The 20,182-nt window shown below is 43.1% G+C and carries 22 protein-coding genes; 14 read left to right on the forward strand and 8 right to left on the reverse strand.

The window, feature by feature from the left end; translation table 11 throughout:
* Positions 1–15: 15 nt before the first annotated feature.
* The 3 genes from ACYX4W_RS03645 to ACYX4W_RS03655 are packed head-to-tail and all read right to left on the reverse strand — an operon-like array spanning position 16 to position 2,657.
* Positions 16–528, reverse strand: coding sequence for a hypothetical protein (locus tag ACYX4W_RS03645; protein WP_474857181.1), 513 nt, complete (start codon positions 526–528; stop codon positions 16–18).
* 2 nt (positions 529–530) lie between these two features.
* The gene (locus ACYX4W_RS03650; protein WP_476074694.1) at positions 531–2,282 is read right to left on the reverse strand and encodes a DUF885 domain-containing protein; all 1,752 of its coding nucleotides are present in this window, start codon (positions 2,280–2,282) and stop codon (positions 531–533) included.
* Between the two features lie 39 nt (positions 2,283–2,321).
* Positions 2,322–2,657: a DUF1820 family protein gene (locus ACYX4W_RS03655; RefSeq protein ID WP_136783251.1), complete on the reverse strand. Its 336-nt coding sequence runs from the start codon at positions 2,655–2,657 to the stop codon at positions 2,322–2,324.
* A gap of 187 nt (positions 2,658–2,844) precedes the next feature.
* Here ACYX4W_RS03655 and ACYX4W_RS03660 point away from each other — a divergent pair, with 187 nt between their 5' ends.
* Positions 2,845–4,482, forward strand: coding sequence for a M28 family metallopeptidase (locus tag ACYX4W_RS03660; RefSeq protein WP_476074695.1), 1,638 nt, complete (start codon positions 2,845–2,847; stop codon positions 4,480–4,482).
* A gap of 45 nt (positions 4,483–4,527) precedes the next feature.
* Here ACYX4W_RS03660 and ACYX4W_RS03665 read toward each other — a convergent pair whose 3' ends face one another.
* The gene (locus ACYX4W_RS03665; protein WP_476074696.1) at positions 4,528–5,370 is read right to left on the reverse strand and encodes an adenylyltransferase/cytidyltransferase family protein; all 843 of its coding nucleotides are present in this window, start codon (positions 5,368–5,370) and stop codon (positions 4,528–4,530) included.
* Positions 5,371–5,477: 107 nt separating this feature from the next.
* Between ACYX4W_RS03665 and ACYX4W_RS03670 the strand changes: the two genes are divergently transcribed.
* Positions 5,478–6,542 (forward strand): CDP-glycerol glycerophosphotransferase family protein, encoded by a 1,065-nt coding sequence (locus ACYX4W_RS03670; RefSeq protein ID WP_476074697.1) that lies wholly within the window; start codon positions 5,478–5,480, stop codon positions 6,540–6,542.
* A gap of 82 nt (positions 6,543–6,624) precedes the next feature.
* Here the strand turns inward: ACYX4W_RS03670 and slmA are convergent, their stop codons facing one another.
* Together slmA and coaBC are read right to left on the reverse strand one after the other, a co-directional pair.
* Positions 6,625–7,212 (reverse strand): nucleoid occlusion factor SlmA, encoded by a 588-nt coding sequence (gene slmA, locus ACYX4W_RS03675; protein WP_012516568.1) that lies wholly within the window; start codon positions 7,210–7,212, stop codon positions 6,625–6,627.
* Positions 7,213–7,327: 115 nt separating this feature from the next.
* Positions 7,328–8,557 carry a bifunctional phosphopantothenoylcysteine decarboxylase/phosphopantothenate--cysteine ligase CoaBC gene (coaBC, locus tag ACYX4W_RS03680; protein WP_474857186.1) on the reverse strand — a complete coding sequence of 410 codons (1,230 nt, stop codon included), beginning with the start codon at positions 8,555–8,557 and terminating at the stop codon, positions 7,328–7,330.
* 205 nt (positions 8,558–8,762) lie between these two features.
* Between coaBC and radC the strand changes: the two genes are divergently transcribed.
* The 9 genes from radC (at position 8,763) to mutM (ending at position 15,917) form a co-directional block, all read left to right on the forward strand.
* The gene (radC, locus tag ACYX4W_RS03685; RefSeq protein WP_476074698.1) at positions 8,763–9,440 is read left to right on the forward strand and encodes a RadC family protein; all 678 of its coding nucleotides are present in this window, start codon (positions 8,763–8,765) and stop codon (positions 9,438–9,440) included.
* Between the two features lie 92 nt (positions 9,441–9,532).
* Positions 9,533–9,892: a hypothetical protein gene (locus ACYX4W_RS03690; RefSeq protein WP_476074699.1), complete on the forward strand. Its 360-nt coding sequence runs from the start codon at positions 9,533–9,535 to the stop codon at positions 9,890–9,892.
* A gap of 94 nt (positions 9,893–9,986) precedes the next feature.
* A complete protein-coding gene (locus ACYX4W_RS03695) occupies positions 9,987–10,676 on the forward strand; it encodes a YjbF family lipoprotein (RefSeq protein ID WP_476074700.1) in 690 nt (229 codons plus the stop codon).
* Positions 10,676–11,425 carry a capsule biosynthesis GfcC family protein gene (locus tag ACYX4W_RS03700; protein ID WP_474834302.1) on the forward strand — a complete coding sequence of 250 codons (750 nt, stop codon included), beginning with the start codon at positions 10,676–10,678 and terminating at the stop codon, positions 11,423–11,425. The genes ACYX4W_RS03695 and ACYX4W_RS03700 overlap by 1 nt, the downstream gene beginning before the upstream one ends.
* Positions 11,422–13,536 (forward strand): YjbH domain-containing protein, encoded by a 2,115-nt coding sequence (locus ACYX4W_RS03705; protein WP_476074701.1) that lies wholly within the window; start codon positions 11,422–11,424, stop codon positions 13,534–13,536. Before ACYX4W_RS03700 ends, ACYX4W_RS03705 begins: the two co-directional genes overlap by 4 nt.
* Positions 13,537–13,866: 330 nt before the next feature.
* Positions 13,867–14,103, forward strand: coding sequence for a 50S ribosomal protein L28 (gene rpmB, locus ACYX4W_RS03710; RefSeq protein ID WP_012516576.1), 237 nt, complete (start codon positions 13,867–13,869; stop codon positions 14,101–14,103).
* 11 nt (positions 14,104–14,114) lie between these two features.
* Positions 14,115–14,270 (forward strand): 50S ribosomal protein L33, encoded by a 156-nt coding sequence (gene rpmG / locus ACYX4W_RS03715; RefSeq protein ID WP_012516577.1) that lies wholly within the window; start codon positions 14,115–14,117, stop codon positions 14,268–14,270.
* Between the two features lie 372 nt (positions 14,271–14,642).
* Positions 14,643–15,107 (forward strand): hypothetical protein, encoded by a 465-nt coding sequence (locus ACYX4W_RS03720; protein ID WP_476074702.1) that lies wholly within the window; start codon positions 14,643–14,645, stop codon positions 15,105–15,107.
* Complete coding sequence (mutM, locus tag ACYX4W_RS03725) at positions 15,108–15,917, forward strand: bifunctional DNA-formamidopyrimidine glycosylase/DNA-(apurinic or apyrimidinic site) lyase (RefSeq protein WP_476074703.1); 810 nt, start codon at positions 15,108–15,110, stop codon at positions 15,915–15,917.
* A gap of 103 nt (positions 15,918–16,020) precedes the next feature.
* Here the strand turns inward: mutM and coaD are convergent, their stop codons facing one another.
* Together coaD and ACYX4W_RS03735 are read right to left on the reverse strand one after the other, a co-directional pair.
* Positions 16,021–16,509: a pantetheine-phosphate adenylyltransferase gene (coaD, locus tag ACYX4W_RS03730; protein WP_179981907.1), complete on the reverse strand. Its 489-nt coding sequence runs from the start codon at positions 16,507–16,509 to the stop codon at positions 16,021–16,023.
* A gap of 108 nt (positions 16,510–16,617) precedes the next feature.
* Positions 16,618–17,343, reverse strand: a complete 726-nt coding sequence (locus ACYX4W_RS03735) for a 3-deoxy-D-manno-octulosonic acid kinase (RefSeq protein WP_476074704.1) — start codon at positions 17,341–17,343, stop codon at positions 16,618–16,620.
* A gap of 72 nt (positions 17,344–17,415) precedes the next feature.
* On the opposite strand from ACYX4W_RS03735, the gene ACYX4W_RS03740 reads away from it, so the two are divergent.
* The 3 genes from ACYX4W_RS03740 to ACYX4W_RS03750 all read left to right on the forward strand — a co-directional run bounded on the left by ACYX4W_RS03740 (position 17,416) and on the right by ACYX4W_RS03750 (position 20,174).
* Complete coding sequence (locus tag ACYX4W_RS03740) at positions 17,416–18,441, forward strand: glycosyltransferase family 9 protein (RefSeq protein ID WP_474857195.1); 1,026 nt, start codon at positions 17,416–17,418, stop codon at positions 18,439–18,441.
* Positions 18,442–18,528: 87 nt separating this feature from the next.
* Positions 18,529–19,002: a hypothetical protein gene (locus ACYX4W_RS03745; protein ID WP_474803191.1), complete on the forward strand. Its 474-nt coding sequence runs from the start codon at positions 18,529–18,531 to the stop codon at positions 19,000–19,002.
* Positions 18,999–20,174, forward strand: a complete 1,176-nt coding sequence (locus ACYX4W_RS03750; protein ID WP_476074705.1) for a hypothetical protein — start codon at positions 18,999–19,001, stop codon at positions 20,172–20,174. The genes ACYX4W_RS03745 and ACYX4W_RS03750 overlap by 4 nt, the downstream gene beginning before the upstream one ends.
* Positions 20,175–20,182 lie beyond the last annotated feature (8 nt).

The following is a 20,182-nucleotide window of genomic DNA, read 5'->3' on the forward strand; positions in this document are numbered from 1 at the left end:
GATAAGAGTAAGAGGCTACTCTTGTGATGAAGGTTCTTTTTGTGATTTTGCTGCAGTACCGCTTACGGTTGCTGTAACGGTTTGGCAAAAAGCAATAAAACCATCAGCGGTATTTTTTGACCACACCATACGCACGTTGCTAGGAAGTGCTTTCACCACCTCACGAATTTCCTCAAGCGTCACTTCTTCATTCTGCAATGCTTTATTTAAAGACTCTTCAAGAGACATGCCTTTTTCACAACAAGCCATAATAATGGTTGAAAAGTTGCGCATAAGCGGGTGCAGCGCATTATATTGAGTTTGGTCGATAAGACGGCTTTTATAGGCACTTTCAATACGCGCGGTAAGGTTTTTTTCCAACGCATCTGTAACAAGGACAAGATTGCGATAAGCATACGTAACCTTGTTACTAGTCTGCTTATTCGAGTGGCGCAACAGCGCCAGCTCTTTCTGTAAGTTCTGCGCTCGCAGCACAAAGTAAATTAAAAACAGGATAAGTAATCCTATAACTCCAAATGCAACGATCATGTTTATTTTGCCTTTTGTTCTTCTATAAAGGTGTTGATGTTTTGTTCCAATATGAAAAGTGGAACTGAGCCATTTTCTAACACCGCGCGGTGGAATTTGCGCACGTCAAAACGCTCACCTAAAGCAATCTCTGCTTTTTCGCGAAGGCCTTTTATTTTGATTTCACCAATTTTGTATGACAGCGCTTGCGCTGGCCAAGAGATATAGCGGTCTATTTCCGTATTAACGTTGTGTTCTGAAAGCGCGGTGTTTTCCATCATATAGTCCACCGCTTGCTGACGGCTCCAACCCATTGTATGCATACCAGTATCGACCACTAAGCGACACGCACGCCACATTTCGTAGCTTAAGCGACCGAAGTTGTCGTACGGCGTTTCGTAAATACCTGCTTCAATACCTAAAAACTCAGAGTACAGTCCCCAGCCTTCACCAAATGCTGAAATATAGGTGTTACGGCGTACCATAGGTAAATCTTCAAGCTCTGCTGCTAATGAAATTTGAAGGTGATGCCCTGGAACCGCTTCGTGTAATGTCAAAGCAGGCAGCGCATATAAAGGGCGTTTATCAAGGGCGTAAGTATTTACCCAGTAATATCCTGGCTGATCATCGCGGCTAGGATGGATGTAACGGCCCGTTGTATATTTAGGTGCAATAGCATCTGGCACGGGTGCTACGCCGTAAGGCGTTCTTGGTAGATACTCAAAAAGAGAAGGGAGTTTCGCGTCCATTTTCTTTGCAATAAACGACGCCTCTTTCAGCAAATCTTCAGCGCTGGTGGCATAAAACTGAGGGTCTTCGCGTAAAAACGCAATAAAGTCGTTAATGTCGCCATCAAAGCCAAGCTCATCCACAATTTGCTGCATTTGCGCGCGAATACGTTTTACTTCAGACAAACCTAAATCGTGGATTTCCTGAGGGGTCATATCTGTTGTGGTGTAATGCTTGGCTCTATTGGCGTAATAGGCCACACCATCAGGCCAGTTTCTTGCGGCAATATCTTCACGGGCATTAGGAATGTATTCCTCTACCATGAAGTCGTAGAATATTTGATACGCAGGCAACACGCTGCTGTTTATGGCTGCTTTGCCTTGCTCTGCTAACGCTGCCTTTTGCTCGGCAGTAAAGTACTCTGGAAAGCGGGTAAACGGAGAATAAAAGCCACTGTCCACTGCATTTTCAACAATATACGACGCAACTGAGTCTTCAAACCCTTTCAGCACGACTTTGGGCTGCGTGTAGCCTTCTTTTAACGCCTGCTTCATATAAGTAATTTGCTGGTTAAAATAAGGCTTAAGTGCGTTTAAGCGGCTAATGTATGCCTGATAGTCTTCTACACGCTTAAACGTAGATAAGTTAGGAAGCGAGGCCATGGCACCGTGAAAGCCGTATTCTGAGTTGATGGGCACCAAGTGCGCGCGATAGGTATATTCATCCACATAGTTGGCTAAACGGTATTGCTGCATTAGCAAAGCAATATAAGCGTCAGTAGAGATAGAGTCTTTTTCGTACTGACTTAAGGCTTTTTGAAACACACGCCACTGTTCATTTTGTGCTTTAAGTGCTTCTGGTGAAATATCGGGTAGCACATGGGCCAAGGAACTATCGCCTTGGCGAGACGCTAAAAGCGGGGAAACCGAAAGCTCATACTGCCAAATGTCATCAAGTAGTTGATACAAGCTTTCATCGTCAAGGCTCTTTGCAGATGAACTAACGCTGCAAATAAGTAGTAATGCTGCTAACAGATAGCGATACATAAGGGTCTCCGGTAACCTTTACCGGATAGACTCCGGCGGCTACTCTTTCGTTGGTGTATATATTGGACTAGGGAAAGCCGTTACTTTATCAGATTTATTTTCTAATTTAGTAATTTTGGCTGTTCCTTTTTTATTTACGGCGTCAATGCGTAAAACGTTGTGCATAGGAATATAAGTTTTTGTTACTTCTGAAAATTCAGCTTTTAACCTTTCATGGCTAGGATCTACAACAACGCTCGTATGGGTATCCCATACAAAGTCACCTATCTCGATGAAGCCAAACAAAGCGCCCTGAGTAAGGGCTCTAACGTACAGTTCGTAACGTTCTCCATTGCTGATGAATTGAACGCGGTAAAGAATATCGTCTTTCGACATGGATGCTGCTCTTCACTAAAAATATAAATACTCCCGGAATCTACACCGGCGTTTAGCTAACAATTTTACCTTGCTCCTAAAATGCGAGCAACGGTAGGAAACACATGGTAAACGTATGCAGTTTAATGGTATTTCGCCTATTAACTGCGTTACCATGTCGCACACTTAGTTATACGGTGAAATTACAATGATAAAAAAACTACTAATAGGTAGTGCAATGACAGCAATGACCTTTGCTGCTACTGCTCACAACCACGCATCGACAGACAATGCTTTTAACCCTGATACACAGCGAATTAAATCACACCTGTTTTTCTTAGCTGATGACTTACTTGAAGGTCGTGATACTGGTTCTCGCGGCCATGAAATTGCGGCGCTTTATATTGCTACCGAATTTGCCAAATATGGTTTGAAGCCGGCAGGTACAGATGGTTACGTACAAAACGTATCGTTTCGTAAAGCCAATCTGGTTCAAGAGTCTCCTAAGTTTACCTTCACCCAAAACGGCGAGACCATCGATTTTGATTATCCAAAAGAGTACTTAGCTAGCCCGAGTTTGCTCAGTATTGAGGGCAATGTAAAAGGCGAAATGGTATTTGTCGGCTACGGTATTGTAGCTGACGAGCTATCTCACAACGATTACAAAGACCTAGATGTAGAAGGTAAGATTGTTGTGGCCCTTGCTGGTAAGCCAAGCGACTTTCCATCAGAAGAGGGCGCTCACTTTGCATCTGGCTATCAAAAGCAAAAGTATGCGGTAGACAATGGTGCTATTGGCATGATCACTATTACTACGCCCAAAAATGAAAAAGTGCGTCCTTATCAAAGCCGCTTGAACTATATTCATACACCGCGTATGGCTTGGTTAGACGACAAAGATCAGCCTGCAAACAGCTTTTCTCAACTGAAAGGGGGCGCTTATATGAGTGAAGGCGCTGCGCGTAAGTTATTTGAAGGTGCTGAAAAGAGCCTTGATGACGTTTATGCAGTTCTTGAAGCTGACAAAGTACCGCAAGGCTTTGCATTAAACGGTGTGGTAGATATTAGTAAGAAGAGTGTTCACGACACCATTACAAGCCCGAATGTAGTGGGTGTACTTGAAGGTTCAGACCCAGAGCTTAAAAACGAGTACGTGGTTTTCTCTGCTCACTCTGATCACATTGGTTTTGCCAAAACAGTGAAGAAAGACAACATTAACAATGGTGCTATGGACAATGCGTCGGGCACATCAGTGATGTTAGAAACAGCACGCCTGTTTAGCGAAATGAAAGAAAAGCCAAAGCGCTCAATTCTGTTCGTGTCGGTAACCGGTGAAGAGAAAGGCCTGTTAGGTGCAGACTATTTCGCTCGTAACCCAACCGTACCTGTTACATCAATGGTGGCGAACGTAAACTTAGATATGCCAATTCTAACCTACGAGTTTGCAGACGTTATTGCCTTTGGCGCAAACCACAGTGATTTGCAAGAATCAGTGGAAAAAGCCGCTGCTAACGCCGATATCGAGCTAAGCCCAGACCCATGGCCTGAGCAGGCGCTGTTTACTCGCTCAGATCACTATGCGTTTGTAAAACAAGGTGTACCTTCAGTATTTATGGTGCCGGGTCTTAAATCAAAAGATCCTAACGTAGACGGCAGCAAGGTATTTGGTAAGTTCTTATCTACGCACTACCATAAACCCAGCGATGATATTAACCAGCCTTTCAACTGGAATGCAGCGGAGACGTTTACTAAGGTCAACGCGCAAATTGGTTGGACACTAGCAAACCAAAAAGATAAGCCTAAGTGGAACGAGGGTGACTTTTTCGGTAATACGTTTAGTAAGTAAACGGCTATGCTTGAGCTAGCAGGTTACTGCTAGCTCATGCGTTTTTTATAGCTTTCTTTTAAGCACGGTAGAGCTAACGTTGGGTGTATAGTCAAAATAAACCATATCACAGGTTACGCTAGGATATTTTCCCTTCCAATCAGAACCCACTGAAATCGCATCAATATTGTATTCATCTACCACTCTTTGTTTATTTTTATCCACCTGAGGGATAACTTCATCCACATATCGGTTGGACTCGAGGATGGAAATTCGTTCCTCAAAAGGGATAAGCGGTGGGCGTCCTTTAGACTTCTCGATGAGCTCGTCGGTAGAGACTCCTACAATCAAATAATCACAAAGCGCTTTTGTCTTCTTCAGTATATTTAGATGACCTTGGTGGAAAATGTCAAAGCAGCCTGACGTATACATTCTTTGATATTTTTTACCTGTCTCGGATGCGTTCGTAGATGAAAGTAATGCAAAGTCAGCGCGTAACGTTGCTCTTAATTCAGCAAAATAATCCTCATCTAATTCAAGCTTTTCGCTTAAGACAGGTGGCTTAGGCCAGTGCTTGTCTTCAAAAGATTCTTCGCAAAAAATCACGGGATGTTCATAACGAGGAATAACGTGGAAATGGACAGCAGGATCCACCATCATTAACATTAAATAGTTTATTTTGCAGAAGTTGAAGCGTTTTTTGAGCACCTTTTCTATATCTGCAACAACGATCTTTTGTTCTCTAGCAGCCTCTTCTGAGATATCAGAATAGTTAAAGACATTTTCTTTACATATAAGAACTAATGAACCAAGGGTTACCTGTCCAGGTCTGAGTAAAACATGCCAATAATCGTATGTTTTTATAAGATTATCAGGATAACCGAATTTAGATAGGGTAGTGTTAAGCATAAATTTTATTTTATAAATGATACTGTTCACACTGTAATACAAATTAAGTATTACGCCCAGTCGCTTATTTTTTTTGATACTAACAATAAATAATTATAAGAAATTTTATGAAGATAGCTTTTGATACTGTCAATGTGTATTACTTACCTCAATTTATTCCCATATGTGAAGAACTAGTAAAGCGCGGTCATAAAGTTAAACTCGTTTGCTATAGCAATAAAAACAACGTTCAGAAATTCGAACAAGTTTTATTGTCGCTAGGCTATGAGTTTTGCTGGGTAGATGATGATAAAGCCGCCAGAGACTTTTATTTGAAAGAGTCCCCTGACTGGATATTCTTTGGCAATGGCTTTCCTTACTTAGATGATATTCACAAAGCCAGTAAAACCGCACAACTCGGTCATGGTATTGGGCCTAAACCTAGCTACTATCACAAATCAGCTACGCCTATGACGGTTAGGTTTATAGAGGGTAAACTACGTCTAGCAAAGATTAGAGAGCTATATCCGAATGACGAGTTTGTTCAGGTTGGCTTTTCCAAGCTCGACCCCTTATTTAACAATACAGAAACAGGTTTAAAGTACGCTGAACTAGGTTTGGATGAGAATAAGCCGACCCTATTGTTTGCCCCCACTTTTAACCCAAGCTCACTTGAATGTTTTCCTGATAATTGGCCAAGCCACTTTCCTGATTTCAATATTCTTATCAAGCCGCACACTTTCACCTACTCCCGTGAAGCTTACAAAAATCAGCGGAAAAAACTGAAAAAGTGGGGAGAGTTTAGTAACACCTATGTAGCAACCGAAACAGACATATCTTTACTTCCTTTTATGAAAGAAGCAGATATTTTAGTCAGTGAAGCATCGAGCACACTCTTTGAGTTTGTCGCGTTAACTAAACCTGTAATCGTATGTAACTTCTTTAAGTTGAAGTGGTCATATCGGGGTATTTTCAAATACCGCTTTAAGAAGCGCTTTGGTAAAGATAACGTGATTTATCAGAATATAGGGCTTCATATAAACAGCTATAAAGAACTACGAGGCGCGATAGAAAAGCAATTAGAAAATAGAGATTTATATAAAGAAGAGCGTGAGGCATATACCGAAGATCACGTAGGTCCTACTGATGGTAAAAGCTCGCTACGCATAGTTGATTATATTGAGAAAAACTAACTGCGAATAGTAGTGTTGAAATGAGCCAGAATAAAGCATCAGTAATATGCAAAAAACTGATGCTTAGTTTAAACCTAGCGCCTTACACAAACATTTGCTTAAACGCGGCCCATTGTTCATTGAATTGCTCAGTGGGTTTGCGGGTAAAGCCGCTGCGAATAAAGCCGTTAATACGTCCATCGGTATAGCAAATCATCATATTAGCGATAATCGCTTCATCGGCGGAAAGGGTTTTCCCTTCACGCAGCTTGCGCTCTCTTAGCACTTGTTTAAGCTGGGTTTCTAAACGTTCAAAAAGCTTGGCGATACGCGCACGTAGTCGGTCTTGCTCACCCATTAACGCATCGCCGTTTAAAATACGGGTAATGCCTGGGTTCTTCTCTGCAAAGCCTAAAATAAGGTGAAGAATTAGCTGACAGCGCGTGAGCGAGTCTTTTTCTTCATTAACAATTTTGTTGATACGCGTAAAAAGCGTTTCTTCAATAAATTCAATAAGCCCTTCAAACATTCGCGCTTTACTGGGAAAATGACGATACAGTGCCGCTTCAGACACCCCGACTTTTTCCGCTAACTTAGCAGTAGTGATACGTTGACCTGGGCTGGTTTCTAACATTCCAGCAAGTGCTTGCAGAATTTGGGCTCTGCGATTTGTTTTTTTGACAGCAGGCATGACGAAAGTGGTTCCTCCGCTACCGAGTTATAGCAACCCGGGCTCCATGTTAAGTTGGCTTACGCCAAAGCGTTTATATTTATCGTTTTTATTATCGACACTTAATAAGTATCTGTTAGTTTTTATTGTTGAAAGCAAAACGTTCTGCAATAAGCGCTAGCAGCTGCTCGGCTAACGCATTTTTGCTGGTGGCAGGCAATTGCTTATCACCGTCTTGCCATATTACATGCAGCGCGTTTTTATCGCTATTAAACCCCAGACCTTCAGCCGTTATATCATTTGCCGCAATCATATCTAGCTTCTTTTTAGTAAGCTTACCGCGGGCATAATCTTCCACATTTTGGCTTTCAGCTGCGAAGCCCACGCAAAATGGGCGGTCTTGTCTGTTAGATACAGTTGCTAGAATATCAGGGTTTTTAACAAAAGTAAGTGTTAACTCATCTCCTGTTTTCTTTATTTTATTGTCCGCCACTGAGCATGCCTTATAGTCGGCAACCGCTGCAGTGCTAATAAAAATATCTGTTGAAGGCACAAGTTCTTCGCAGGCCTTAAGCATTTCATCTGCGGTGGTGACATCGATACGGTTACAAAGGGTAGGCGTAGAAAGCGTTACTGGCCCTGCAACTAGCGTTACGTTCGCGCCCGCTTCAGCCGCAGCTTGCGCAATAGCAAACCCCATCTTTCCAGAGCTGTGATTAGAGATATAGCGTACCGGGTCTAACGGCTCTCTGGTTGGCCCTGCGGTAATCGTGATTTGTTTTCCCGCTAGGTTTGTTAATGCTAATGCCAACTCTGAAGACTTATCTTCATTGTCATTTAATGCATTGGCGATATCTACAGGTTCAACCATGCGGCCTGAGCCTACATCACCACAAGCTTGCTCACCACTTGCTGGGCCAATAAAGGTTACACCGTCTTCTTGAAGTGTAGCAATATTTCGCTGTGTCGCCGATGCTTTCCACATTTGCTGGTTCATTGCTGGGGCAACAAAAAGCGTAGCGGTTGTGGCCAAATAAAGCGTGGTTAGTAAATCGTCTGCCATGCCGTGAGCAAGTTTAGCGATAGTGTTTGCTGTGGCTGGCGCAATAAGTAGGATGTCGGCCCATTTTGCTAATTCGATGTGCCCCATCGCAGCTTCAGCAGCTGGGTCGAGAAGGTGCTGATGCACCGGATTTCCTGACACAGCTTGAAGCGATAAAGTGCTCACAAACTCTGCGGCAGAGTCGGTGACAACAACACGTACGTTTGCACCTAATGCGGTGAGCTTTCGCACTAAATCTGGGGCTTTGTAAGCGGCAATACCGCCCGTCACGCCCAGCAAAATGTTTTTATTAGCAATAGACATAAAAGAACACTAAATCTAAATATTAATATTAGCCTACCATGGTGACAAAAAATCGGATAGCTGAACAAAAGTCGATCTTGGCGTTTAGATACTGTTTGTCTTTTATCTGCTCAACTTCAAAAGAAGAAACCCGCCTTTTATACAGTCGTTAATCTCTTTCAATTCAACTATAACCACTGTTTTATTGAGTTAACGGACCAAGTACATGTCGATAAAAGTATGGCCGATAAGTGAAAGGCCAAGAGAAAAGCTACTACAGCAAGGTGCAGAAAGCTTAAGTGACGCTGAGCTTATCGCAGTGTTGCTGGGTAAAGGTGTTAAAGGAAAGAGCGCCTTATCTGTAGCGCACGAATTGCTAAATGAATTAGGGTGTTTGCGAGGTGTGGTAACTGCGACAAAAGAAAGCTATGCAAAGGTGTCTGGCATTGGGCCGTGTAAGTATGCCCAGTTCCAAGCAGGGTTTGAAATTTTTAAGCGTAATTTAGAAATAAAACTTAAACGCCAAGATGTATTTAACAACGTAGATGACACTAAGCGTTACTTGCAGGCCAAATTAAGAGACTGCGAAAGGGAAAAGTTTGCGCTTTTGATGCTTGATAGCCAACATCAACTTATCGCTTTTCGTACCATGTTTAACGGAACGATCAATAGCGCTGCAGTGTATCCGAGAGAATTGATCAAGCAGGTTATGATCGACAACGCGGCGGCGATCATTTTGGTCCATAATCACCCTTCAGGCGTAGCAGAACCTAGCCATGCAGACATTCGGTTAACAGCCGAGATCAAAAATGCCATGGCATCGATCGACGTGCCTGTGCTTGATCATTTTGTGGTTGGAGATAAAGAAACCATTTCATTTGCGCAGCGTGGCTTGCTAACATAAGATTTCTAAGTCATTTGTCGATTATAATCTAGTCAAATGGTTGAAAATGATTTAGCATAGGACTTAGTGGGTAATTTTATTAAAGGACTGTTATGAAGAAGTCAATTATTGCATTGTTTGCAGCTGCTACTATGGTAGCTGGTGTTAACGCACAAGAAAATGAAGGTGGTGCTGGTGCAGGTGGCGCAGGCGCAGTAAGCGGTGGTCTTATCGCTACTGGTGTTGTTGCTGCTGGTATCATTGCTGGTGTTGCAAACAACAACTCTGCAGACGCGCCAGGAGATGGTGGCGTTACTCCAGGTGAACCTACTTGCGAAGGCGACGATCAAATCGTAGACGACGTATGTGTTGGTACAACTAACACTGTTACTGTTACTACTTCTGGTACAAGCACTGTAACTAAGACAATTACCGTGCCTGTTACATTTACTTACGCGCCGACCGTACAGTAAATTTAAGAGTATTCGAAAAAGCCGCTTCTTTTAGCGGCTTTTTTTATTTTTAGAGCAAAATTTCATCATTCTTAGTGTTTGTCGGCGTACTTTAATGAAACTACATATTCTATCGGCCCTTATCGGCTTTCTTTGCCTTTTTCTATCGGGTTGTTCCACAACAACACTTGCTTATTACAATACGCTTAAACTTGCTTTTAAAGACCGCACGGTAACTTACACCGTTGAAGAAATTGCAGCGAGTAAGGCGGATATTATGCAAATTAAAGCGGGGGAGCGAGACGCAGCCTCTCTTGCATTAGCCTATATTGACGGTGATAAGTATAAATGGGTGTCGGGTGATAGAGTCATCTTCACCATGCATCACGGCATAATTGTTAAAACTGAAGGTTTAGATAACGACCTCTTTTATACAGGAAATTTGCAGCATAATCCGTTAGCCACCAACGATGTTTTGCCTTTTAGCTGGAAGCGTAAAGTGGATATCGACGCAATTGGCTATGGTGTTCCAGTAGACTCTTCATGGCGAATTGTGGGCGAGGAAACCCACGAATACCTAGGCTTTACTGTGCCCCTTATTAAAGTCGTAGAAACCGTAGACTTTTCAGAATATACCCCGTTTATTGACGTGGGTCTGTCGTGGGAAAATACCTACTTCTTGCACAAACATACGAAAGAACTGATGGCCACAAAGCAACAGTTCAGCCCTAAGGGAGACGTGTACGACATGGTTTATCTAAGCCGTGTAGTACGTGAGATGAACAAACAAGGAGTAACGCAATAATGAAGTTTATTTCTACGCTTTTTATTGCCTTAGGTCTTATTACATCTACTAGTTTATATGCCAATGACGGCCTTGTAAGCGTTATGGTGAACAAGCAAACTTATCAGTTCGACCGACCAATCAGGTTATCAAGTGTGTTGTCTATAGTGGCTGATAATGGCGATTGGTATTGGCCTACAGCTTCTGCATTTGATTTAACCAATCCAACAGCTGAAAGAGAAAAAGAAATAGCGCTGTCGCAAATAAGAGAACTGCTGGCTAGCTTTGATAAAGACTCAGACACTCACAAAGCGCTACAGAATTTGTTTGAACAAGTGTCATCATGGACAGTATCTACGCGCATCGATATGCCTATCTCTTACAATCGAGCTAGGTTGTTCTTCGAAGACAACCCTATGTTCCAGCCGGGTAAATATTGGATCCGTTTGAATGGGCGCCCTAACGTAGTGCATTTCTCGGGCGCGGTAATAAAGCCAGGCGCTTACCAACATCAAAGCGACACTTCAATTTATACGGCGGCTCATACGGTCAAAAAGGCGGTAGACGCCGACAGAAGCGTTGTTTACGTCATTGACCCCATGGGCAATATAGAAGAGAAGGGTATTGCTTACTGGAATTTAGATTTTGCTCAGCTTATGCCGGGTAGCCAGGTTTACGTGCCTATTTCTTCAGAGCTTTTCAGCAATAAACTTAAGCAATTAAATGAGCGGGTCGCCGCGTTAGCTGTACATAGGGTTTTACCGCAATGAGTGCGCCAATATTTAAGAAAAAAGTATCTAAGAAAAAAACACTCGCGCTGGTAATTGGCAGCGCATTGTCTTCTGCCACGCTTGCCGATACTCAACTTCGGGTTACGCCTTCTCAAATGGTGCAAGGCGGTAATGGCCTAATCCAAACGCCAACCGCGCGTATGCGAGACGAAGGCGGAATGGCCATCAACTACACCGATAACGGCGAATATCGTTTTTGGTCAGTTAATATCCAGCTTTATGATTGGATGGAAGCGACCGCTCGCTATACCGACGTACGTACACGTTTATATAGCCAAGTTGAATCATTCAGTGGCGACCAAACCTTAAAAGATAAGGGCCTAGACGTTAAATTCAGGCTATGGAAAGAAAGTTATTACCTACCAGATATTAGCGTTGGTTTTAGAGACTTCGGTGGCACAGGCTTCTTTGAAAGCGAATACGTAAACGCCAGTAAATCGGTGGGGCCGTTTGATTTTCATTTAGGCTTAGGCTGGGGATATTTAGGAACAGCTGACGATATCACTAACCCATTTTGTGAGGTTAGAGACAGCTTTTGTGAACGTCCTGGCGGGTTCTCAGGCCGTGGTGGTAAGGTCGATTACGATCAATTTTTTAAAGGTACAACTGCCTTCTTTGGTGGCGTAGAGTACCAAACGCCGTGGGAACCTTTAACGCTAAAGCTAGAGTTTGAAGGGAACGATTACTCACGTGACAGAGCCGGTCAGTTAGAGCAAGATTCTCGCTGGAATGTAGGCGCGGTATATCGCTACAAAGACTTTGATTTCTCGTTAAATTACCAACGTGGAAATACCATTGGTTTTGGCGTGACATATCGCTTCAACATGAACACAGCATCACAGATCAAATTTGACGATGCGCCGCGAAACTTATTGGGAAGAAATGCACCGTCTAATGTTAAAGATGTGAATAAATCGCGTCTTTATAATGACCTTTATAATTCAGGCGGTTTTGTTTTGTCCGATGCTGAAATTAAAGAAGACAGTGCAATTTTCTATGGAACGCAGGTTAAGTATCGCGATCAAGATGAAGCTATCGAGCGCGTGGGACGCGTAGCGGCTTCTGAGCTTCCTGATAGTGTTAAAACTTATCATATGGTAGATAATCGTGGCGGCATTCCTATGGTCGATACACAAATAGATGCTGAAGCCTTTATCTCTGCCGCCCGCTATGAGTCAGTGGATGCTGAAATAACTGAGACTTACATAAGAACGTCACCTTCTGAAGAAGTGATGGACGCTTACGATCCCGCAAATACGTCAGGCTTTTTCTATAGCACCGACTTCTTTTTCACTCAATCGTTTGGTAATCCAGAGGACTTCTACCTTTATCAAACTGGGCTATTACTCAACGGTGGCTATGCGTTTAATGAAAACTTCTCGGTGGTGAGTAGTGCACGAGTGACGCTTCTTGATAACTTCGACAAGTTTAATTACCTCGTAGATGGTGAAGACGTGTCTTTACCTCGCGTACGTACCCGGGTACGTGAATATGTGTCTGAAAATGATGTATGGTTAGATACCGCGTTTTTACATTACAAAGACGATATCGCTGACGACCTTTATGCTCAAGCATACGCAGGTTATCTAGAAACCATGTTTGCTGGTGTAGGTGGTGAAATTCTTTATCGCCCTGTCGATAGTAATGTCGCCTACGGCATCGATATCAACTACGTTAAGCAGCGTGATCCTTACAGCCAAACAGGCTTAGAGGATTACGACACGCTAACCGGCCATGCAAGTGTCTATTGGCAGCCTGAATTCCTAGATGATACGCAAATTACGGTTAGTGCAGGTCAATTCTTAGCGAAAGATAAAGGTGTAAATATTGATTACGCCAAACGCTTTGATAGCGGCATTATAGTAGGTGCTTACGCTGCCTTTACTGATGTATCGTCAGAAGAATATGGAGAGGGAAGTTTTACTAAAGGCTTCTATATTTCCATTCCTACCGATTTGTTCTTGCTAGAGCCGTCGAAAGGGCGAGGATTATTCCCTTGGGTACCAATCTCTCGTGACGGTGGGCAAATGTTACGCCGACCTTCAAGATTGATAGATTTAACTGAAGTTAGGTCGCCTTTTTTTGACTAAATAGAAAAACGCCACGTGAATGTGGCGTTTTTTTTGCCTGTAGATAATTTAATTCAGCTACGAAATTAAAGTGTAGATTAGGTATTTATTCGTAGCGTAACTGCGAAGAGAAAAGTACAATACAGGCCGTGAAAAATGAGTGCTGGTGGTATTTTGTGCAAAAATAGTACGTAAAAGTAACCTTTTTGTACTTTCTTATTGAAATGATCCTGCCTTTGCTGTATAAAATGCGCCCTCTAATTTATAGTAATACGTCATTTGACCCAACCACTGTTTGAGCGCTTGGGATTAACTGACGCGACAGTTATCGTTGTTCTGGAGACAAATACAATGTCAAGAGTATGCCAAGTAACAGGTAAGCGTCCAACGGTTGGTAATAACCGTTCACACGCACGAAATGCGACTCGTCGTCGCTTTTTACCAAACCTTCAAACACACCGTTTTTGGGTTGAGAGCGAAAGCCGTTTTGTAAAACTACGTTTGTCTGCTAAAGGCATGCGTATCATCGATAAGAAAGGTATTGATTCAGTACTAACTGACATCCGTGCCCGTGGTGAGAAAATCTAAGGAAGCCGACAATGCGTGATAAAATTAAACTAGTTTCTTCAGCAGGTACAGGTTTCTTCTACACCACTGATAAAAACAAGCGTAACATGCCTGGCAAAATGGAGATCAAAAAGTATGATCCCGTTGTGCGTAAGCACGTTATGTTCAAAGAGGCCAAAATCAAGTAATTAGCTTGCTTTTGTCTCCACGAAAACCCAGCCTTTGCTGGGTTTTTTGCTTTTTTAACTCTAGCAATTGTTTGTATACCTCTCAGATCTCTGCGAGATCGCAACGTAGCGCACAAATGATCCCAAATAATTCATAGGTCAATAATGGCCTTGTCTATATCAGATCAGACGTTGCCATCAGCCTGAAAAAAGTTTGCTTCTAAAAGTTCAAGACACATAAAGCTCAGCACCAAACGCTAAGCAGCACCATGGTTTATGTGAACAAACGCGCATACTTTTCAAAGTCACCTAAAAATATTGAGTTAGCTTATAAGAGAGTGAGGTATTACTATATTCCGGTATTTATAGTCGACCATTTTACAGGAACAAGGCGTGGCAAGAATTTCTCAGCGGGCAATGAACAATGTGGTTATCGTTGCGATGCTCATTATGATTGCACTGTTTAACTTAGACAGTTTGGTACCAAAGAAAAGCCCAGTACAAACGCGCAGCTTATTGCCTGAAGATGCTTACGTGCTAAAGATAGAGCATGATAACAATAGCCTGGAACGTGTCGGACAACAATGGCGTCAAAAAGGTCTTAACACCAGCCTCGCTGTAAAGCCTGATGAGCAGTTTTCACATTGGCAAAGGGCTATGTTGAATCCAGCAACTGAAGTGCCTGAATCGGTCTTGAATACGCAGCCGTTTATTGTAGTGGTGTGGCTGGCGGGTAATAGCGACGGCAAGGTTTACGCTATTTATCCTAATACATCACCGGTAGTGATCAAATTCGAAAATAACTGGTACACATTAACCAATACCGACCTTGATAAATTATTACCCTGGACACTATAAATGCCTGAATTACCAGAAGTTGAAGTAAGCCGGTTGGGCGTATCACCTCATCTAATCGGCAATACCATTACTCAAGTGGTGGTAAGAGAACGTAGAATGCGCTGGCCCATACCAGAGGAAGTCTCACTGGTTGAGGGAAAAAAGGTAATAGCGGTAAAGCGTAGGGCGAAATATCTGCTAATTGAAACTGCCACAGGTACACTGGTTTTACATCTAGGTATGTCAGGTAAACTGCGGGTTATTGACGCAAGTACACCCGTTGTGAAACACGACCACGTGGACATTGTTTTAAATACTGGTAAGTGTTTGCGCTTAAACGACCCTAGACGCTTTGGGGCGGTTTTATTTCAAGCGCCCAATACACAACAATCAATGTTCGACAACTTGGGCCCTGAACCTCTTACAGACGACTTTGACGATAAACGTTTATTCAGCTTATCGCGCAACCGCAAAGGTCCGGTAAAGAACTTTATAATGGATAACGCTATCGTTGTGGGTGTAGGCAATATCTATGCAAACGAAGCCTTGTTTCTTGCAGGTATCGACCCGAGAAGATCCGCGGGCAATATTAGCGCCGCTCGTTACAAGTCACTTACTGCAACAATAAAACAAGTGCTTGCTAAAGCTATCGAGCAGGGCGGCACTACGCTCAAAGACTTTGCACAAACCGATGGTAAGCCAGGCTACTTTGCACAGCATTTAAATGTGTATGGAAGAAAAGGTGAGCCTTGCGAAGTGTGTGGCAAAGCCATTGAAAGCAAGGTAATAGGACAGCGAAATACCTTTTTCTGTACTCGCTGCCAGCGCTAAATATAGCAAGACAAGACTCATAGCTAGAAAGGTTTACAGCTAGAAAGATAGCTTAAAGCAACATAACACTGTAAACCGGCTGTACTGGAAAGCGCCGGTTTATCTAGCTCTTTTTACCTAGCCTGTCTCTTAACGCTTGCTCTACTACGGGGTGGCAAAAACCACTTACGGCCCCGCGATGCAAGGCTACTTCTTTCACTAGAGTTGAAGAAATAAAGGAGTTTTCTTCAGCTGGAGTTAAAAATACGCTTTCTAGCTTAGGGTTTAGGCGTCGATTCATATTAGCTAGCTGGAATTCGTATTCGAAATCAGATACCGCGCGTAAACCACGAATCAAAATAGTCGCGTTTTGTTCATCCGCAAAGTCCGCTAGTAGACCAGTAAATCCTACTACTTCAACATTAGGCAGATCGGCAGTAACTTTCTTTATCATTTCTACCCGTTCCTCTAATGTAAAAAGCGGCTTTTTACTGGGGTTAGACGCGATAGCCACGATAACGTGAGAGAATAGCTGAGATGCTCGCTCAATAAGGTCTGCATGACCGTTAGTAATTGGGTCGAAAGTACCTGGGTAAAGTGCTCTAGTGTGCATAAATTGAATCTTATTGTCGTATAGGGTTTATAGGTTCAACGGGGCTACTGTACCACATTAACGAGTAATGCTAAGTACTGCTGCGATTATGTTTATTATGCGCGGTTTCTAACGCTTCACCAATTCGTTGTAGCCATCTAAGCATGCCGTCCAATCGTCTTCTTTCCAGTGAAATATCGGGTTTTTGCCTTGCTCTTTATGCAAAGAGCGCAATAGACGATCTAGGTTACTTTGTTTCCAGCTATCCCCTTTACGTTTCGAGCAGCGGTCAAAGTCGATTAGCCAAATTTGCTTATCGCTATCAATCATAATATTTCGAACATTCGCATCGTGATGATAAACCTGGCAATTGTGCATTCGAGCCAGCGCTCGCCCTACTTCCTGCCACTCGTTTTTTGATAGTGGCTGCTGGCACAAAACGTGGTGCAGGTCTTGGCTATTAGGAATGTTAAGGGTGATAATATCGCCGCGATAAATCAAGCCTCTGCGGTGGATACGTGCAGCGACAGGAATAGGTACCAAAAGACCTTCACCTCGCATGTATTCGAGCAATGCGAATTCTTCGAAAGGTCTAGAACGTTCAATACCATTAAAAAAGTATTGGTCACTAAGTACCTTGCCTACCAGTCCGCCACGCATAAAGTGCCGTAAAACCCAGTGTTGTCCTTCATGCTCAATGAAGATCGTTGTACCACGCCCCTTGGCTTGACCTGTTATCTTGTTTTGTAGCTGCCAAAACTCAGGGCTAAACATTTCTGTATTAGGCTGACTGACTAAGGTGTTGTCGAAAATAAAGTGGTGCCCAGCACCTATGTCTCGTCGCATTGTCGCCATGTTGCCCACAACTTATGGTAAATTTCATATTCTAATGATTTATTTTGGTTTTTCAGCAACGAGAGAGCTTCTGTGGGAAAAAAGATTTGTTTAATGCGCTTATCGGCCATTGGGGATGTGTGTCATGCCGTTGCTATGGTTACTCGAATTCAATCACAGTGGAACGATGCTGAAATTACGTGGGTAATAGGGAAAGTGGAGTATCAGCTTGTGAAGCTGATGCCAAACGTACGGTTCATTATTTTTGATAAATCAAAAGGGAAAGCTGCAGTAGAGTCGCTAAAAGCGGAAGTGGCCGGTGAAACCTTTGATGCTTTATTAATGATGCAAGTGGCATTACGGGCAAACTTAGCTTCGCGAGTGATTAAAGCAAAACAGCGCATAGGTTTTGACTGGGCGCGAAGTAAGGAGCTGCACTGGTTGTTTGCCAATAAAAGGGTGGCTGCCACAAAGCACGCTCATGTGCTTAAAGGTTTTATGGATTTTGCCGATGCATTGGGCGTACCTGAGCCAAAAGCTGTTTCTTGGAGTATTCCTGTTGCATCAGAAGATGAAAAGTGGGGAGAAGAACAAGCTAAAACCTTGGGTAAATATGTCGTTATTTCACCAGCGGCAAGTAAGGCTGAAAGAAATTGGTTGCCGCAACGATACGCAAGTATTGCTGACTATATCCAAGAGGCCGGTGTCACCGTGATATTATGTGGCGGTCCAGGAGATTTAGACCGCAAAACTGCTGATGCAATTAAAGCGAGTGTGAAATATCCGCTTAAAGACTTTACTGGGCAAACAACATTGCATCAGCTGCTTATGTTACTAAAGCATGCTCACCTAGTTATTGCACCAGATACTGGGCCTGCTCACATGGCAACTACCGTGGGCACGCCTGTTATTGGGCTATACGCACATTCTAATCCACGTAGAACAGGGCCTTACAACAATCTTGAAAGGTTGGTGTCGGTTTATGATGAATGCATAGAAGAGCAAAAAGGGAAACCTTGGAGCGCCTTACCGTGGGGAACGCGAGCCAAAGGGAGCCAGTTAATGGAAAAAATTACCGTAGACATGGTTAAGCAAAAAGTTGCGCCGTTCCTCGTTTAATTTTTTTATCATAAGGTAAAACTACCAACTATTATCTACACTTAGCGTTGTGCTGTGTGCTTCTTTTGAACAGGGAGTCGTTACTTAATGAAAAAGCCCGCTTTGCGATGGCTGTCCGAGATTCATTCTTTTGCTGCATTTAGAAAAGTACTGCTAACACTAGCAGTGCTATTCATGTGCTTGCCTAAAGTAAATGCATCGGAACTTAACGTCATGGTGAACGAAAGTGTAATGGTTGAAGAACTTAGTCGCTCCGAACTTCGTCAGATCTTTACGGGGCAGCGCCAGTATTGGGAAAATGGCACTAAAATTACCGTTTTCGTACTGCAAGACAGCGACGAGCTACACCGTCAATTTTGCCGCGATATTCTTCAAATGTTCCCTTATCAGCTGTCTCGTCTTTGGGATCAAATTACCTATTCTGGCCAAGGTATCACCCCTATCAGAGTAACCTCTTATCAAGCGCTAGTGGATGCATTGGAAAACACGGTAGGTTCTATCGGTTATGTTGAGCGGACCGATATCGTCAAGCTTAGACGCGTTGAGGTAGATTTAAAATGAAAATATACATCGCTTTAGCGCTTGGGCTATTTAGCTCGCATGTTATTAGCGCGCAATCAGATTTTACATGGCATGGTTATGTTTCACAGGGCTTGACCCAGTCGAAAGACAGTAGTTTTATTACTGACGATAATAAAGTGACAGGTGAACTCACCGAAATCGGTTTAAACGGTTATTATCAGCTTGCTGAAAACATATCCATAGCAGGCCAAATTAACTATCTAGAGGGTGGGAATCGCTTCGAGCAAGGTGCTCGCCTCGATTACTTATTTGTTGACTGGAAACTACCTGACTTACCTGGCGGGTGGCAGGGCCAAATTCATGCAGGACGCTTTAAAAACATCCACTGGCTTTATTCATCAACCAGAGATGTCCCTCAAACGCGATATACGTCAGTACTGCCTCAGTCAGTGTATTTTGACGGATTCCGCGATGTCGCTTTGGGCAGTAACGGAATACTAACCAGTTTCTCTCACTATGGTAAAGAATTTACGTGGGAGCTTAACTGGAGTTATGGTCGCTCGAATATTAATGACTCTCAGCGCGATTTTCTCTTAGGCGATGCAGCTGAGGGCAAAATCAAACAAGATTTCGCGCATCAAGCTAGCGTATTTTTGCAGCCCTCATCAATGACGTGGAAGGTAGGTGCGAGTTGGCTTAATTCCGACTTTAGGTACACCCCATCACAAAATGATAACCGTTTGTCTGGTGGAGCTAATGTCGAGCGCTTTATGCTGTCCGCCCAATATTTTGCTGAGAAGTGGGAAGTCACTGCAGAGGTACTTCGTGAAAAACAAGACAGCCAAGGGTTATTTGCCCCTGACTTTGCTGAAAAACGTACTGGTGAAGGTGGCTTTGTTCAATTTAGATACCTATTTAACAACGAAATCAGCGGTCTTATTGGTTACGATACCTACATCAACGATACCTCCGACAGAGACGGTAAAATCCTAGAGGCAAGTACTGGAGGGCTTATCCCTGCCTACTTCGGGTATCAAGATACTTATACGGTGGGGTTACGTTGGGACATCGCGCCCAAATGGCGATTACAGGGCGAATATCACTGGGTTGAAGGTGCAACGCGTGTGGTCAGCTTATTAAACCGTGATGTGGCATCCCACGCCGATAAGCATTGGGAAATGTGGTCAATACAATTGATGTATTGGTTTTAAGGGTAAAA

The sequence above is a fragment of the Alteromonas sp. ABH4_454 genome, from assembly GCF_056311775.1.